The sequence below is a fragment of the Izhakiella australiensis genome (genome assembly GCF_002006995.1).
GTDB classification, from domain to species: Bacteria; Pseudomonadota; Gammaproteobacteria; order Enterobacterales; family Enterobacteriaceae; genus Izhakiella; species Izhakiella australiensis.
Genome location: NZ_MRUL01000001.1, coordinates 586,452 through 601,061 on the forward strand (window position 1 = coordinate 586,452; position 14,610 = coordinate 601,061).

At 57.3% G+C, this 14,610-nt stretch carries 12 protein-coding genes; 8 read left to right on the forward strand and 4 right to left on the reverse strand.

Annotation, left to right across the window (positions count from 1 at the left end; translation table 11 throughout):
• Positions 1–54 precede the first annotated feature (54 nt).
• From leuC to BTJ39_RS02640, 4 genes are read left to right on the forward strand one after another with little or no spacing between them, the layout of a single operon-like run.
• Positions 55–1,476, forward strand: coding sequence for a 3-isopropylmalate dehydratase large subunit (gene leuC / locus BTJ39_RS02625; protein WP_078001096.1), 1,422 nt, complete (start codon positions 55–57; stop codon positions 1,474–1,476).
• A 1-nt stretch (position 1,477) separates the two neighbouring features.
• Positions 1,478–2,101, forward strand: a complete 624-nt coding sequence (leuD, locus tag BTJ39_RS02630; RefSeq protein ID WP_078001097.1) for a 3-isopropylmalate dehydratase small subunit — start codon at positions 1,478–1,480, stop codon at positions 2,099–2,101.
• A gap of 18 nt (positions 2,102–2,119) precedes the next feature.
• On the forward strand, positions 2,120–3,034 hold the full coding sequence (locus tag BTJ39_RS02635; RefSeq protein ID WP_078001098.1) for an alpha/beta fold hydrolase: 915 nt from the start codon (positions 2,120–2,122) through the stop codon (positions 3,032–3,034).
• A gap of 34 nt (positions 3,035–3,068) precedes the next feature.
• Positions 3,069–4,025: a LysR family transcriptional regulator gene (locus BTJ39_RS02640; RefSeq protein WP_078001099.1), complete on the forward strand. Its 957-nt coding sequence runs from the start codon at positions 3,069–3,071 to the stop codon at positions 4,023–4,025.
• A 29-nt stretch (positions 4,026–4,054) separates the two neighbouring features.
• Here BTJ39_RS02640 and BTJ39_RS02645 read toward each other — a convergent pair whose 3' ends face one another.
• Positions 4,055–5,044: an AraC family transcriptional regulator gene (locus tag BTJ39_RS02645; RefSeq protein WP_078001100.1), complete on the reverse strand. Its 990-nt coding sequence runs from the start codon at positions 5,042–5,044 to the stop codon at positions 4,055–4,057.
• Positions 5,045–5,160: 116 nt separating this feature from the next.
• On the opposite strand from BTJ39_RS02645, the gene BTJ39_RS02650 reads away from it, so the two are divergent.
• Complete coding sequence (locus BTJ39_RS02650) at positions 5,161–5,946, forward strand: SDR family oxidoreductase (RefSeq protein WP_078001101.1); 786 nt, start codon at positions 5,161–5,163, stop codon at positions 5,944–5,946.
• Positions 5,947–5,975: 29 nt separating this feature from the next.
• Here BTJ39_RS02650 and BTJ39_RS02655 read toward each other — a convergent pair whose 3' ends face one another.
• Positions 5,976–7,133 carry a mandelate racemase/muconate lactonizing enzyme family protein gene (locus BTJ39_RS02655; protein ID WP_078001102.1) on the reverse strand — a complete coding sequence of 386 codons (1,158 nt, stop codon included), beginning with the start codon at positions 7,131–7,133 and terminating at the stop codon, positions 5,976–5,978.
• Between the two features lie 118 nt (positions 7,134–7,251).
• Here BTJ39_RS02655 and BTJ39_RS02660 point away from each other — a divergent pair, with 118 nt between their 5' ends.
• On the forward strand, positions 7,252–8,703 hold the full coding sequence (locus tag BTJ39_RS02660) for an aldehyde dehydrogenase family protein (RefSeq protein ID WP_078001103.1): 1,452 nt from the start codon (positions 7,252–7,254) through the stop codon (positions 8,701–8,703).
• Positions 8,704–8,778: 75 nt separating this feature from the next.
• Here BTJ39_RS02660 and BTJ39_RS02665 read toward each other — a convergent pair whose 3' ends face one another.
• Together BTJ39_RS02665 and BTJ39_RS02670 are read right to left on the reverse strand one after the other, a co-directional pair.
• On the reverse strand, positions 8,779–9,507 hold the full coding sequence (locus BTJ39_RS02665) for a GntR family transcriptional regulator (protein ID WP_078001104.1): 729 nt from the start codon (positions 9,505–9,507) through the stop codon (positions 8,779–8,781).
• Positions 9,508–9,618: 111 nt separating this feature from the next.
• Complete coding sequence (locus tag BTJ39_RS02670) at positions 9,619–10,989, reverse strand: MFS transporter (protein WP_078001105.1); 1,371 nt, start codon at positions 10,987–10,989, stop codon at positions 9,619–9,621.
• 316 nt (positions 10,990–11,305) lie between these two features.
• Between BTJ39_RS02670 and BTJ39_RS02675 the strand changes: the two genes are divergently transcribed.
• Positions 11,306–12,916 carry a GMC family oxidoreductase gene (locus tag BTJ39_RS02675; RefSeq protein ID WP_078001106.1) on the forward strand — a complete coding sequence of 537 codons (1,611 nt, stop codon included), beginning with the start codon at positions 11,306–11,308 and terminating at the stop codon, positions 12,914–12,916.
• Between the two features lie 364 nt (positions 12,917–13,280).
• The gene (locus BTJ39_RS02680; RefSeq protein ID WP_078001107.1) at positions 13,281–14,603 is read left to right on the forward strand and encodes an MFS transporter; all 1,323 of its coding nucleotides are present in this window, start codon (positions 13,281–13,283) and stop codon (positions 14,601–14,603) included.
• Positions 14,604–14,610: the final 7 nt, after the last annotated feature.

Here is a 14,610-nt window from a genome sequence, read left to right on the forward strand (position 1 = left end):
CAGTAAGCAACGGCAGCGTCCGCTTTATTTATTTTTCGCAACGGGATGGTAAGCATGTCGGCTAAAACGCTGTATGAAAAAATACTTGAGGCGCATACGGTGCGCGAACTGGACGATGACGGGCAGCTGCTGCTTTACATTGACCGCTCAATTCTCAATGAATATACCAGTCCGCAGGCTTTTAGCGGGCTGCGTGATAGCCAACGGCAGGTGCGTCACCCGCAAACCATTCTGCTAAACGTCGATCACGTCAATCCGACGCGCCCGCAGCGTGACGCTTTGATGACCGATAGCGGTGGCCAGTTGCAGGTCGACTATTTCCGTAAAAACGCCGCTGACTTCGGCATTGAACTGTTTGATGTGTTAGATCCGCGTCAGGGTATTGAACATGTGGTAGCACACGAGCAGGGATTGATCATGCCGGGGATGGTGATTGCCGCCGGAGACAGTCATACCACCACCTACGGTGCCTTTGGCGCATTGGGGTTTGGTATTGGCACTTCGGAAATAGAGCATCTGCTGGCGACGCAGACCCTGGTTTATCAGCGTCTGAAAACCCTGCGCGTTAACGTCAGCGGTGAACTGCCCTACGCCTGTAGCGCCAAAGATATCATTCTGGCGCTGCTTGAGCAGATTAGCGCCTCCGGTGCGACAGGCTATGCCATTGAGTTTACCGGCGAGACCATCGGCGCGCTGAGCATGGAAGGGCGGATGACGCTGTGCAATATGGCGGTGGAAGCGGGCGCACGTGGCGCGCTCATCGCCCCGGATGAAAAAGTGTATGACTATATTCGCGGCAAGCCGCAGATGCCGGACGGCGAACTGTGGCAGCTGGCCCTGCGCGACTGGGAAACGCTGCGCAGCGATCCGGACGCCCAGTTTGATAAGTCGCTGGAGATTGATTGCAGCGATCTGATGCCGAAGGTTAGCTGGGGTATCAGCCCCGATCAAACCTGCTCGATCGGTGGCTGCGTACCCGATCCGGCGGGCGAAGCCAACCTGATCAAACGCCAGGCAATAGAGAAAGCGCTGCGTTATATGGGACTCACACCCGGCACGCCGCTGCAACATATTCAGATTACCCATGCTTTTATTGGCTCCTGCACCAATGGCCGCATTGAAGATCTGCGCGCGGCGGCGGCGGTGGTTGCCGGGCGAAAAATCGCCAGCCACGTGCGCGGCATTATCGTACCTGGCTCCAGCCAGGTACGGCGGCAGGCTGAGCAGGAAGGACTGGCGCAAATCTTTGCCGACGCAGGCTTTGAATGGCGCCAGTCGGGCTGCTCAATGTGTCTGGCGATGAATGAGGACGTGCTGGCCCCCGGCGACCGTTGCGCCTCCGGTACTAATCGCAATTTTCCCGGCCGACAGGGCGCCGGCGCCAGAACCCATTTGATGAGCCCGGCGATGGTGGCGGCCGCTGCGGTTGCCGGACATTTGGTGGATGTGCGCAATTTTCTCAGCGTGGGGCAATAATATGGATGCGTTTAAGCAGGTCAGCGGCGTAATCGCGCCGATGCTGGAGGCGGATATCGATACCGATGTGATCATGCCCAAGCAGTTCCTCAAAGGTATCGATCGTCAGGGGCTGGATAAAGGGGTGTTTTTCGATCGCCGTTTCACCGCCGATGGCAAGCCGGATGCCGATTTTATTCTCAATCAGCCGGGCTGGCAGGGCGCGACCTTTTTGCTGGTCGGCGCGAACTTCGGCTGCGGGTCCAGCCGCGAACATGCGGTGTGGGGGTTAAAGCAGCTTGGCATTCGGGCGCTGTTTGGCACCAGCTTCGCGGGTATCTTTAACGATAACTGCCTGCGTAACGGCGTGTTGACGGTCTCGCTTGATGAGCAAACTTTTGCCGAATTAAGTCAGCTGGCAGGCGATCCTCAACGTAACGTGATCAGCGTCTCGCTGGAGAGCTGCGAAATTATTGCCGGCGAGCGGCGCTTGCCCTTTACCCTTAACGGGCTGAAACGGGAAATACTGTCCGGCGGCGAAGATGCGATTGGCTGGACGCTGCGTTATCTGCCAGCGATTGAGCACTTTGAAGCGCAGCATTTTTCCCGTCGGCCGTGGCTGAAACGGCCGCTGGCGGGCCGCTGAAATATCAAGGAGGCGTCTGTGGCAAATATTTCCGCGCTGGGAGACTCACCTTTTATTCCCGGCTTTGTCTTAAGCGATGTCAGGCTGGATAACGGTATCCGGCTGCGGGTTGCGACTGGCGGAGAAGGCCCGCCGCTGGTGCTGCTACACGGTCACCCGCAAAATCATATTACCTGGCGCAAAATCGCCCCGCAGCTGGCGCAATATTACCGGGTGATTCTGCCGGACCTGCGCGGGTACGGCGACAGCGACAAACCTGCTGGTGACGCCGGGCATCGCTGCTATTCCAAGCGCAGCATGGCGCAGGATGTGGCGCGCTTGCTGCAGGCGCTCGGCTATTCACGCTTCGCCTTCGTTGGTCACGATCGCGGCGCGCGCGTTGGCCACCGGCTGGCGCTGGATTATCCCGACAGGCTTTCTGCCTGCGTCTTTATTGATATCGCACCGACGGCCACCATGTATGCGCTGACGGATAAAACCTTTGCCACGCACTATTTCTGGTGGTTTTTTCTGATACAACCCGCGCCCTTGCCGGAAACCCTAATCGGGCATGATGCGGCGTTTTTTCTGCGTAAACATATCAGCGGGCAGTTGAAGACGCCGGGCGCCACGGAAGAGGCCGCGTTTAATGACTATCTGCGCTGCTATCGGCAGCCGCAGATGATCCACGCGGTCTGTGAAGACTACCGGGCGTCGGCGTCGGTTGATTTAGATGACGATGCCGCCGACGCCGATAAGCGTATTCAGTGTCCGCTGATGCTGCTGTGGGGGGAGAAGAGCACGGTCGGTCAGCTATATGACGTTCCGGAAACCTGGCGCGATAAGGCCCGTGATATTTGCGGTGAAGCGCTGCCCTGCGGCCATTCGCCGCAGGAAGAAATTCCCCAGCTGTTTGTGCAAAGGCTTCAGCACTTCTTACAAACAGTGCTATAAGTTTGCCTGTTATCCATCATCACGCTGACAGGCTATGAAATCCACAGACGCGAGCGGCCAGCCCTTTGAACGCTGGCCTTTGGTTGAAGACCTGTACGTATTTATTACCGTGGCGCGGCTGGCGGGGTTTAGCCGCGCCGCGCAGGAACTGGGGCTGTCGCCCTCCTATATCAGCAAACGCATTGCAGTGCTGGAAAAGCGGCTGGGCGTCAGTCTGTTTTCTCGCAATAGCCGGGCAATACGCCTGACGCCTGAAGGGGAGCACGCGCTGTCCGGCGCGATGCGGGTTGTTGATGAAATGGACGGCTTTGTCAGCCACCTCGAACGCCAGCAGGGCGCGCTGGCGGGCAATTTGACCATCAGCTGCTCGTTCGGCTTTGGTCATAAATATATGGCGCCGGCGCTATCTGAACTGATCCACCGCTATCCGGATATTAACCTAAAGCTGATGCTCAGCGATAAGCCGGTAAATCTGGTAGAAGAGGGGGTGGATATTGAGATTCACGTCGGCGATGACATTAACGAGCTGTATATCGCGCGCAAGCTGGCCGATAACCGACGCATTCTGTGCGCATCGCCGGACTATTTGCGCCGCGCCGGCGTGCCGCAGTCGCTTGACGATCTCAGCCATCATCAGTGCCTGATGATCCAGGAGCGCAACGCGGTATTTGGCCGCTGGCCGCTGACCGACGGGCAACAGCAGGTGGTCTGTCGCCTGAATAGCCGCCACCTTTCAAACAGCGGCAGCGTGGTGCTGGACTGGGCGCTGCGCGGCAACGGCATTGCGCTGCGCTCGGCCTGGGACGTGGCGAGCCATCTGGCCAGCGGCGAGCTGGTACAGCTGTTACCGCAGTGGTATCAGGAGGCCAATATCTGGGCGGTCTATACCCGCAGGCCTTCGGGATCGCCGCGTATCAAAGCCTGTATCGACCTGCTGGCAGACTATTTTTCCCGGCATATCAGCAGTTCCGCAGACGGATCCCCAGAGTAAACCGGCATCCCATTGCCTCGACCGAAGCCTTAATCCTCCGCGCCTGCGCTGTGGCGGATGATCGGATCGCCGCTTTTGCGGTATCTGGCAGGTGAACATCCCGCCCACTTGCTGAAGGCCTTACTGAAGGTCACTTCCGAACCGTAGCCAGTTTGCTGGGCGATGGTTGCGGTGCTGGAAGCGCTTTGCTGGAGTGATTGCGCTGCCTGCCGCATGCGCCAGTCGGTGACGTAGGCCATGGGGGACGTACCCATCAGCGTTTTAAAATGCGCCGCGAAGCGCGAACGGGACTGCCCGGCCTGCGCGGCCATATCGCTGAGCGACCAGCGCGCTGATGGCCGCTGATGTATCGCCTGCAAGACCCTGCCGATATTCGCGTCAGCCAGGCCGCGTAGCAGGCCCGGATGGCCGTTTTTAGCGCCGGTCTCCAGCCAGGCGCGCAGGGCGTAAATTAATATCACATCGCTTAAGCGACCGGCCACGGTCATCTGGCCTGGGCTGGTATTTTGCAGCTCAGCGTCAAGCAGGGCCACGGCGGCGCCCATTGTAGCCTGCGCGCCGCAGGACTGGTCTCCTTTAAATAGCATGACTTCCGGCAGTCCCTGTAGCAGCGGGTTATAGCGGCGTTCGCCAAAATAAAATATGCCGGATATCAGCACGGTTCTCTCAAGGGTGCCGTCGCCAATGTGCAAGGTTCGGGTTTGAAAGCGCATGCCTGGCCGCCAGGGGCTGGCGCCAAAAGAGGCCAGCACCGACTTAAACGGCAGCGCAGGAGCGTCGCGATCGTAAAGCAGGTTATGGGCATCACCGCCCGGAAAGATTGCCATGTCTCCCGGTCGCAGCCAGATGTGTTCTCCGCTGGCTTTCTTCTCAATCAGCGCCTGGCCCGCCATGACGATATGAAACGGTACGCCTGGCAAGGCATCTTTGGCGAATCCCCAACGGCCCGACAGCGTCATACGGCAAAAAACGGTGCTTTGCAGCTGCAGACAGGCTATGACTTCTTCAATTATGTCCATCGTCTTTGGGATGAATGGTAGGAAAAAATGGATTTCTGAGCATAGATAATCTCACTCCGACTGGCAAGATAAGGTTCCTTGCCATGATGGCGCGGAAACCATGCGGAGAGAGATTTATGACGTTTACCAACAGCACTATCCTGATAACCGGCGGTGGTACCGGCATTGGCCGCGGTCTGGCTGAAAAGCTAAGTGCCATGGGCAACCGGGTGATTATCGCTGGCAGAACGCTCGCCGCGCTCAGCGAGGTTAAAGCAGCGAATCCGTCAATTGAGGTGATGACGCTGGATCAAAGCGATGCCGCTGATATCACACGCTTTGCGGCTGAAATTATTCGCCGCTATCCCGAACTGAACGTGGTGATCAATAACGCCGGCATTCAGCGTTCAGAAAATCTGCAGCTGGGCGAGGTTGCGCTGGCTGAGGCGCAAATTACCAGCAACCTGTTGGGGCCAATCCGCCTTACCGCTGCGCTGCTGCCCTATTTACTGACACGCCCTGAGTCCACCTTAATTAACGTTACCTCAGCCCTGGGCTTTGTACCTTCGGCGATGATACCCACCTACAGCGCCACTAAGGCCGCACTGCATTCTTACACGCAGTCGCTGCGCTTTCAGCTGAGCGCTACTCGCGTTAAAGTGCTGGAGATCATCCCGCCCTGGGTGCAGACCGGATTACAAGGTGAAAAACGCGGCAACGACCCGCGCGCCATGCCGCTTGACGATTATATCGAACAGACTATAGCGCTGCTGTGGGCGCCGCCGGAAAATGGTGAAATCGTGGTAGAGGCGGCAAAAGCTTTACGCTTTGCCGAACAGCGCGGCAACTATCAGCAGCTATATACGGCTTCTAATCAGCAGCGCGCGCAGGAGTACGGCAACCCGCCAGCGGTTACCGGTTAATTAACGCCAGCCCCCGCTGGCTGGCAGCGCTAACCGGCCAGCCGATCTTTGATGGCATCAATATCAGGTTCAATGCCCAGCCCGGCGGCGTCTCCTAAGGCGACCACGCCCTGAACAGGGTGCGCCAGCGGCCCGCACAGCGCGTGGCGCAGCGGGTTAGGGTTTGCGTCCACTTCCAGCATGCCGTCGGGCATGTCGCTGGCCGCCAGCAGGTGCGCCGAAGCCAGCAGGCCGATGCCGCCGCCCAGATAGTGCGGGCAGTATTGGAGCTGGCGTCGTTTTATTTCTGGTAATAGCGCGAGGACGCCGCTGAGGCCGCCCCATTTGGCAATATCAGGCTGGATAACCCGCAGACCGAAGTTATCCATTGCCTGACAGAACGCATTATGTCCGGCGATATTTTCACCGGCCGCCAGCGGGATTGGGCTGCCTTCGGCCAGTTCGCGCCACGTCTGCGGCGTGCTGTCGGCGCGGAGCGGCTCTTCAATCCACAGTGGCGAGAATTCGGCAAGCCTGAGCACTGACGCCAGCGCATCCTGCGGCGACCAGCCCTGATTAGCATCAAGCATCAGCCGGCGATCGTGACCGATTATCTCCCGCAGCATACTTACTGAGTGGTAATCCTGCTCGCTGTCAAACCCGACCTTCATCTTAAAGGCGTTATAACCTTCCGCGATCTTTTGTCGTATAAGCTCTTCCGATCCCGTCGGATTAATGCCGCTGGCATAGCTGGTTACCGTATCCTGGCTGCCGCCAAGATAGCGCCACAGCGGCTGCCCGGCTTTACGGGCGCACATATCCCATACGGCAATATCAATGGCGGCAATCGCCTGCGCCATTGGCCCATGGTCGCCGGATTGCAAAGTAAGGACGGCGGTTTGCTGGCTGAGGCTGGCAAACAGTGCCTGGGGACTGGGGAAAATATGCTTACAGGCTAAGGGGGACAACACTTCTGTTATTAACGCCTGGCGATATTCGGCGGCGCAGGCGGGAAAGTTACACCAGGCTTCACCCCAGCCGCTGATGCCATCACGATCGGTAACCCTGACAAAAACCGCCGGGCGGGCGGGCATAACGCCAAAAGAGGTACGCACCGGCGTGGCAAGCGGAAAGCGTAAAATGAAAGTCTCAATGCTAGCCAGATGAATATTGTTCTGCTGTGTATGGCTGTAACTTTCTGATCTCATAATACTTTATGCTCCACGGTGTCAGTGCGTATTGAAAGACGTTAGCGAAAACTTCTTTTGTTGTAAAGTATGGTTTATAGTACTTTTAACTTACCCTGTAAACCGCTCTGGAGACTGTATGCAAACAATCCCTTACTGTTTCGGAAAGTACACCGCTAATGGATGGCAGGATGCTGCCGGCGAGACGTGGGAGACATTTAATCCTGCCTGTCCTGAAGAACAGACCGGGCGCTATACCTTCACCTCGCCGGCAGAGCTTGAGGCAGTTATTGCGGCGGCAAGCAGCGCGCAGCAGGCGTGGGGCGCGCTGCCGCAAATTGAACGGCTGGCTCATGTTAGCAACTTTGTGACGGCGATCGAGCAGCGCAAAGAAGAGATAGCCCGCGCCATCGTGCTTGAACAGGGCAAGCCGCTGAAAGAAGCGCTGGGCGAAGTCAGCAAATCCTGCGGCGAAGCGCGGATGATGATGGCGTTCGGCAGTCAGCCTCTGGGGATGATTATGCCCTCGGCGCGCGCCGGATGGACCAATTCAGTACGCTACCGGCCGCTCGGGGTTGTTGCCGCCATTACGCCCTGGAATTTCCCGGTATTAACACCGATGCGTAAGCTGGCGCCGGCGCTAATTTTTGGCAATGCTATTATTCTCAAACCGTCTGAGTTTACGCCAGCAGCGGCCTGTCTGATTGCCAGCTGTGCCGACGATACCCTGCCCGCAGGCGTTTTTCAGCTGATAACCGGCGACGCGGTGATTGGCGCCCAGTTGGTCAGCCACCCTCAGGTGGATGGCATTACCTTTACCGGATCGGTAGCGGTAGGCAAGAAAATCTATCAGCAGGCGGCGACGCATCTGGCGAAAGTTTCGCTGGAACTGGGCGGGAAAAATGCCGCCATCATCCATGATTACGCCGATCTTCAGGCCGTCATTGCCGCAGTTACCGGTGCGGCCTTAGCTTGCAGCGGCCAGCGTTGTACCAGTATCAGCCGGGTGCTGGTGCAGCGTAAACATCTCGCCGCGGTTGAAGCGGAGTTGGTCAAACAGTTATCGCAGCTGGTGGTGGGTAACGGTATGACGGCGGACGTCAGCGTTGGTCCGCTGATCCATCGCCCGCACCTGCAAAAAGTGGATGAGATGGTCAGGCGAGCCATTAGCGAAGGCGCCCGGCTGGCCTGCGGCGGCGAGAGTACAAAGCCTGGCGGTGCTGAGCAGGGCTTTTTCTATCTGCCAACGCTACTGTGCGATGTGAACAGCAGCATGGAAATTGCCCGGGAAGAGGTATTTGGCCCGGTTATTACGCTGCAAGCTTATGATGACTTTGACCAGGCGCTGGCGATTAATAATTCCGTTGAATACGGTCTGACCAGCGCATTGTTTACCCAGGATAACGGCCTGGTGGAACGCTTTATCCAGGGTTGCCAGAGTGGAATGATCCATATTAATCACGGTACGGTGCCGGATAATCACATGCCTTTTGGCGGCATTAAAGCCTCCGGCGTGGGGGAATATTCAGTCGGGCCGACCGCCTTTCGCTTCTATACCACCGAGCATGCGGTTTATAACCGCTACGCCTGAAAAAAAGCCGGTAAGCGATTGGCGCTTACCGGCCTGACGGGTTCTCCACTTGACGGGCTTCAGAAGCCTGAATCATCAGACTTTCAATTCCATTTCCAGGCTGATTGCATCACCGCGATACACGACTTCGGCGTAATAAATAATCTCATCGCTGTGGTTGGTAAACAGCCGCCTGACGTTCGCAATCGGTGAACTAATCGGAATGCGTAGCAGGTGGCTGGTTTCGGCGTCGCTGCCCGCCAGCGTCATGACCTGACGTACCGCTTTAATCTGATCGCGCAGGTTATCCAGCAAAATCGGGATCACCGTTTGCTGACGAAACTGGTCGGGATAAAGGCTGAAGATGCGCTCATCGAGGTAGATGGAGATAACGCAGTAGGGAATATTGGCCTGTCTGTGTAACCTTTTCATATAGATATAGTTTTTACACAGCTTGCCCTCTTTTTTATTCATTGCGGGCCGGCGGGCATACTCTTCCATAAGTAGCAGCTCGGGGGTGGTGCTGCGGTACATATCGCCCAGCTCATCGAGGGTTGCCACCATTTTTACCGGAATACGCAGCTGTGACAGGCCATTAACCAGGGTACCTTTACCGCGACGCGGCGCTAAGATGCCTTCGCTGGTTAACAGCTGAACGGCCTGGCGAACGGTGACTCTGGCGACGTTAAATTCCAGCGCCAGCTCTTCAAGCGTGGGAATACTGGAGCCGGCGGGCCATACGTCCAGCATAATGCGTTGCCGTATCGCATCTGCAATCTGCAAGTAAAGGGGGACAGGGCTGGAACGGCTTCCTTGGGCGCACATCGGCAGCGGTTACCTTATCGACAAATGGAGCGTCCATTTTACCTGAGTGGAGATATTTCTCCACTCAGGCGACGCCGGTGATTGCCGGCAGGTTGGTTGCGGGCAAGTTTATCAGCTGACGCTGGTTTTTGCCCCGCGCAGATCTTCCTGCGGCAGTCGGTCCGGATCCCAGCGGATGAACAGCGCGATAACAATACCCACCAGCGGCACCACGGCCACCCACATCAGCGTAGAAGCCATGCCGGAGGTGGCGACCAGCAGCGGGAACAGGAAGAAACCGACAATGCTGCCGCCGCGCGCCATGCCCTGGCCCCAGCCGGAGCCCAGCCCGCGCAGCTCGGTAGGGTAGGAAAGTGTAGCGAGCGTCATGCCCTGGCCGGGGCCGATTGAATGACCAAAAATCATCAGCGCCAGCAGTACGGCCATCAGCAGCGGCGTATGGCTCATGCTGAACAGCAGCAGGCTCAGGATGACGATGGCATAGCCAAAAATGGCCATTCTACGTACGCCAAACTTACCGGACAGCCAGGCACCGAGCGAGGCGCCGGCAATACCAAACAGGTTGAAGAATATCGCGCCGAGAATGGCGTTATCCATGGTATTGCCAAAAATAGATTGCGATATCGAGGGCAGATTAAAACCGACGGAGAAATATTCAATGGCTTGGGTAATACATATTGCTGATATCAGCAGGGTACGCAGCCGGTAGCGCGGTGAAAACAGGATGGCAAGCTTGCCGCTACTTTTTGCTTTTACCTGCTCATGGCCGGGAATCACCTCAACTTCGATGTTATAGGTTTTCGCCACAATCTGCGCGGCCTTCGACAGCGGCAGGTTATTCGCCGCCCAGCGCGGACTCTCATCGGCATAAAAATAGCGTAAAAGCAGAATGATAAATGCCGGTATAGCGCCAAAGCCAATTGCAAAACGCCATAAATGTTCGCCGAAAATACCGCTATCGAGCGGTAAAATGGCGAGGCCGCTGCACGAGGCGGCGACGTACCACATAACCTGCCAGCCGCCGACGCTGGCGTTTTCAGAACGCTTATTAACAATTTCCGCCACGTAGCTGAGCGCTACGGGGAAATCCAGGCCTACGCCGATACCCATCAGTAAGCGGAATATCAACAGCATTTCAAAATTTACCGAGAGAGCGGCGCCGATGGCGGAAATCACCAGAAGCGCCACGTTAATAATTAAGATTTTAAAGCGTCCCAGCCGGTCGATATAGCGGCCGCCGATCACGCCGCCGAGGCAGGCGCCTAATGCCATAATGGCGGTAATCAGGCCGACCTGAGCCGGTGACAGATGAAACGCCTGGCGTAGCTGTACGATGCCCACCCCAAGGCTGGCAAAGTCGTAGGCATCAACGAAAATTCCACCCAGCGCAACGAAGGTCAACAGCAACGTCCGTTTACCGGATGGATGCGCATCGACAAAGTTTTCAATATCCTTTGCGGTTCTTATTACCAGCTTTTCCATCCTTACCTCCTGATTAATAGCGAATAAGTTAACTGCGTCATTGCACCAGGCGCGCGGAAAGATAAAGAAAGCCGCGGCTTTACTTAAAACTGTGCGAATTATCACGTGGCGAACAACCGGACCGCGTAAGAGCCAAACAACCGTATTAAAGTAACAAAGTATGGCTTATAGTACTAATCAGGTTATTACTTAGGCAAGTCGTAATAACCGGCGGGTACGAGGCATACATCACGGATTTCGCAAGATGTTCTGTGAATCCAGAAATTAATGCGGCCGCCGCCGCTTACAGTATTAAGTCGTTAATGGGGGATGGGTGATGCAGCAGTTTGGCGTTTATGACTACATTATTGTCGGCGCGGGATCCGCCGGGTGCGTACTGGCTAATCGTCTCAGCGCAGACCCCAACTGTCGGGTTTTGCTGCTGGAGGCGGGCGGACGGGATAATCATTTTTGGCTGAAGCTGCCGGTTGGCTATTTTCGCAGTATCTATGACAAGCGCTTCTCGTGGCAGTTTGATCTGGAGCCGGAAGCGAACACCGCTATGCGCCCTATCGTCTGGCCGCGCGGCAGGGTGCTGGGCGGCTCCAGCGCGATAAACGGCTTACTTTATATTCGCGGCCAGCGGGCGGATTACGATGACTGGCAGGCCAAAGGCGCCGATGGATGGGCGTTTAACGACGTGCTGCCGTGGTTTAAACGCTCGGAGCGCTATGCCGGTGGTGAAACCGCCTGGCACGGCGCGTCCGGGGAATTAAGCGTGAGTAATCTGCGCAATAATCACGCCTATTGTGAAGCATGGTTGCAGGCTGGCAGCGAGGCGGGCTTCGCGCGCACCGATGATTTTAACGGTGAAAATGATGCGGGCCTCGGGCCTTATCAGCTGACGCTGCGCGGTCACTGGCGATGCAGTGCTGCAACCGCATTTCTGCACCCCGTTATGCAGCGGCCGAACCTAACGGTGGTGACCGGCGCCCAGGTGACGCAAATCCTTTTTGACAACGACAGTGCGAGCGGCGTGGCCTGGCTACAAAACGGGCGCGCATTCAGCGCCCGGGCGCAGCAGGAGACCATTCTCAGCGCCGGCGCGATTCAGTCGCCGCAGCTACTACAGCTTTCAGGCATTGGCGATGAGACGCAGCTGCGGGCGCTGGGGATCAAAACCCAGGTGCATGCCCCGGAGGTGGGATGTAACCTGCGCGATCATTATCAGGTGCGGGTGATCGTCAAACTTCGGCGGCCGATGTCGCTTAATGATGACGTGCGTAATCCGCTGAAGCTGGCGCAGATGGGGGCAGAGTGGCTGTTTGCCCAGCGCGGTCCCTTAACTGTCGGCGCCGGTCAGGTGGGCGGTCTGGTGGCGACGCAGCATGCGGAAAACGGCCGTCCCGACGTGTTATTCAACGTGATGCCGCTGTCGGTCGATAAGCCTGGCGATGCGCTTCATCGTTTTTCCGGCTTTTCCGCTTCGGCCACCCAGTGTCGCCCGCTGTCGAGCGGCACGGTCAGCCTTGCCAGCGCCGATCCGCTGGCGCCGCCGCGCATTTATGCCAACTATCTGGCCGACTCGCTGGATGCAAAAACCCTGGTGGCGGGGCTTAACATACTGCGTGATATTTATCATCAGCCCAGCTTTCGCTCGCTGATTACCGCCGATGAGTATCTGCCGGGCAGCCAGATTGCCAGCGCTACACAGCTGGAAGCGTTCGCCAGGCAGAAGGGCGGCACGGTGTTTCATCCGGTTGGCACCTGCCGTATGGGAAATGACGCTCAGGCGGTGGTGGACCCTCAGCTCAGGGTTAACGGCGTGCGGCGGCTGCGGGTGATCGACGCCTCGGTCATGCCGGAGATGATTTCAACTAACACCAACGCGGCGGCGATAATGATTGGCGAAAGGGGCGCGGATTTTATCCTGCGCGCAGCGCGTTAAGCCTGGCGGTGAAGGCGGGTGGCAATGCGCTGCCTGCCGTCTTTTAAACGCCATCGAGCCGCCCCGGCGAACGCCCGCCCATCCAGTCAACGGCGCCGATCGCAAGCCGATTGATTAACCTCATCATCAGATTTTCCCGGCTGCTGGCGACCAGCTAGCGCTTGCGCTTGCGACGCCATAAATCATCATCGCACTAACCCCTTACCGTAGTTTGCTTCACTATGTGAAGCAAAAAGCCATTTCAATCTTTGACTGACCTCACGCAACCCGCAGTGACGCTGGTAGCGGAGCCGGCGTTCTCTACACTCGACAAACAGATAACAACCGTGACAGACGGGAAACTCCTCTACCCTCCGGAGGCTACATGCAACAAACAGATAGCCAGTATGCAGTTGATTACCAGGCACAGCAGCAAAACAGGCCGCCAGGCAGCATTGTTAAAATTATGATGTCCGCTGGCATCGGCCATTTTATTGAATGGTTTGATTTCGGGCTGTACGGCACGCTGGCGGCGGTCATTGCCAGTAACTTTTTCGTCGGCAGCGATCCTGCCGTGGCGCTGCTGAAGTCCTTTGCCGTGTTTGGCTCTGGATTTCTGATGCGCCCACTCGGCGGGCTGTTTTTTGGCTCGATGGGCGATCGCCACGGCCGGCGTAAGGTGCTGGTGACGGTGATCGTGATTACGTCGGCATCGACTTTCGTCATGGGGATTCTCCCCGGCTGGCAGCAGGCCGGAATGCTCGCGCCAATATTGCTGGTGCTGACCCGGCTGGTGCAGGGCTTTGCCGCCGGTGGTGAAAGCTCCGGCGTCATCACCTATCTTGCGGAAAGCGCGGCGCCAAACCGGCGTGCGACCCTTACCTGCTGGAGCGAAAACTTCAGCTTTATGGCCTTCGTCGTCGGCTCCGGTCTGGTGCTGTTGCTGACTCACCTGCTGGGAGAGGCGGCGATGAATGACTGGGGCTGGCGCATACCTTTCCTGCTGGCGGCGCCCCTTGGCCTTGGCGGGCTTTATATGCGTCGCAATATGGAAGACTCGGCGGAATTTCACAAACTGCGCGACAGCGGTAAGCTGGAGAGTTCGCCGCTGCGCACCAGCCTGTCCACCGCGATGAGTGCGCTGCTGTTCTGCTGCGGTTTTGTGGTGGTGAAAGCGGTCAGCAGCTGGGTACTGCAATCCTTTATGCCCGGCTATTTATCCACTCATCTGCATTACAGCCGTACCGACTCGTATCTGATAACCACCCTTGGCCTGCTGAGCGTTGCCGTCTGTATGCCGATTTCCGGCTATCTTTCCGACCGCTTTGGTCGACGCCCGCTGATGCTGCTGGGCTGCGCCGGCTTCATACTGCTGACGTATCCGGCGATGCTGGTAATGAGCCAGGGTTCCGTCACTTCGTCGATCGTCGCCATGAGCATGCTGGGGATATTCGTTGCCATGTTTAACGGTGGCTGCGGCGCGGCGATGGTCGAACTTTTCCCGACCGCCATCCGCTACGGCAGCATTGCTATTGCCTATAACCTGACGGTGGCACTGTTTGGCGGCGTAACGCCGCTGGCGTCCGCCAGTCTGATCTCGCTCACCGGCGATCCGTTATCGCCCGCCTGGTATGTGATTATCACCGCAATTATTACCTTTATTACCGTGTGGTTCGCTAAAGAAACCGCCGGCAAGGTGCTGGATTAACCTCAAC

What these genes read in the sequence shown, in the direction of transcription:
- BTJ39_RS02660 (WP_078001103.1), top strand. Translation starts at nt 7,252, where the DNA reads ATGCAAACAATCCCTTACTGTTTCGGAAAGTACACCGCTAATGGATGG.
- leuC (WP_078001096.1), top strand. Translation starts at nt 55, where the DNA reads ATGTCGGCTAAAACGCTGTATGAAAAAATACTTGAGGCGCATACGGTG.
- BTJ39_RS02645 (WP_078001100.1), bottom strand. Translation starts at nt 5,044, where the DNA reads ATGGACATAATTGAAGAAGTCATAGCCTGTCTGCAGCTGCAAAGCACC.
- BTJ39_RS02680 (WP_078001107.1), top strand. Translation starts at nt 13,281, where the DNA reads ATGCAACAAACAGATAGCCAGTATGCAGTTGATTACCAGGCACAGCAG.
- BTJ39_RS02655 (WP_078001102.1), bottom strand. Translation starts at nt 7,133, where the DNA reads ATGAGATCAGAAAGTTACAGCCATACACAGCAGAACAATATTCATCTG.
- BTJ39_RS02640 (WP_078001099.1), top strand. Translation starts at nt 3,069, where the DNA reads ATGAAATCCACAGACGCGAGCGGCCAGCCCTTTGAACGCTGGCCTTTG.
- leuD (WP_078001097.1), top strand. Translation starts at nt 1,478, where the DNA reads ATGGATGCGTTTAAGCAGGTCAGCGGCGTAATCGCGCCGATGCTGGAG.
- BTJ39_RS02665 (WP_078001104.1), bottom strand. Translation starts at nt 9,507, where the DNA reads ATGTGCGCCCAAGGAAGCCGTTCCAGCCCTGTCCCCCTTTACTTGCAG.
- BTJ39_RS02650 (WP_078001101.1), top strand. Translation starts at nt 5,161, where the DNA reads ATGACGTTTACCAACAGCACTATCCTGATAACCGGCGGTGGTACCGGC.
- BTJ39_RS02675 (WP_078001106.1), top strand. Translation starts at nt 11,306, where the DNA reads ATGCAGCAGTTTGGCGTTTATGACTACATTATTGTCGGCGCGGGATCC.
- BTJ39_RS02670 (WP_078001105.1), bottom strand. Translation starts at nt 10,989, where the DNA reads ATGGAAAAGCTGGTAATAAGAACCGCAAAGGATATTGAAAACTTTGTC.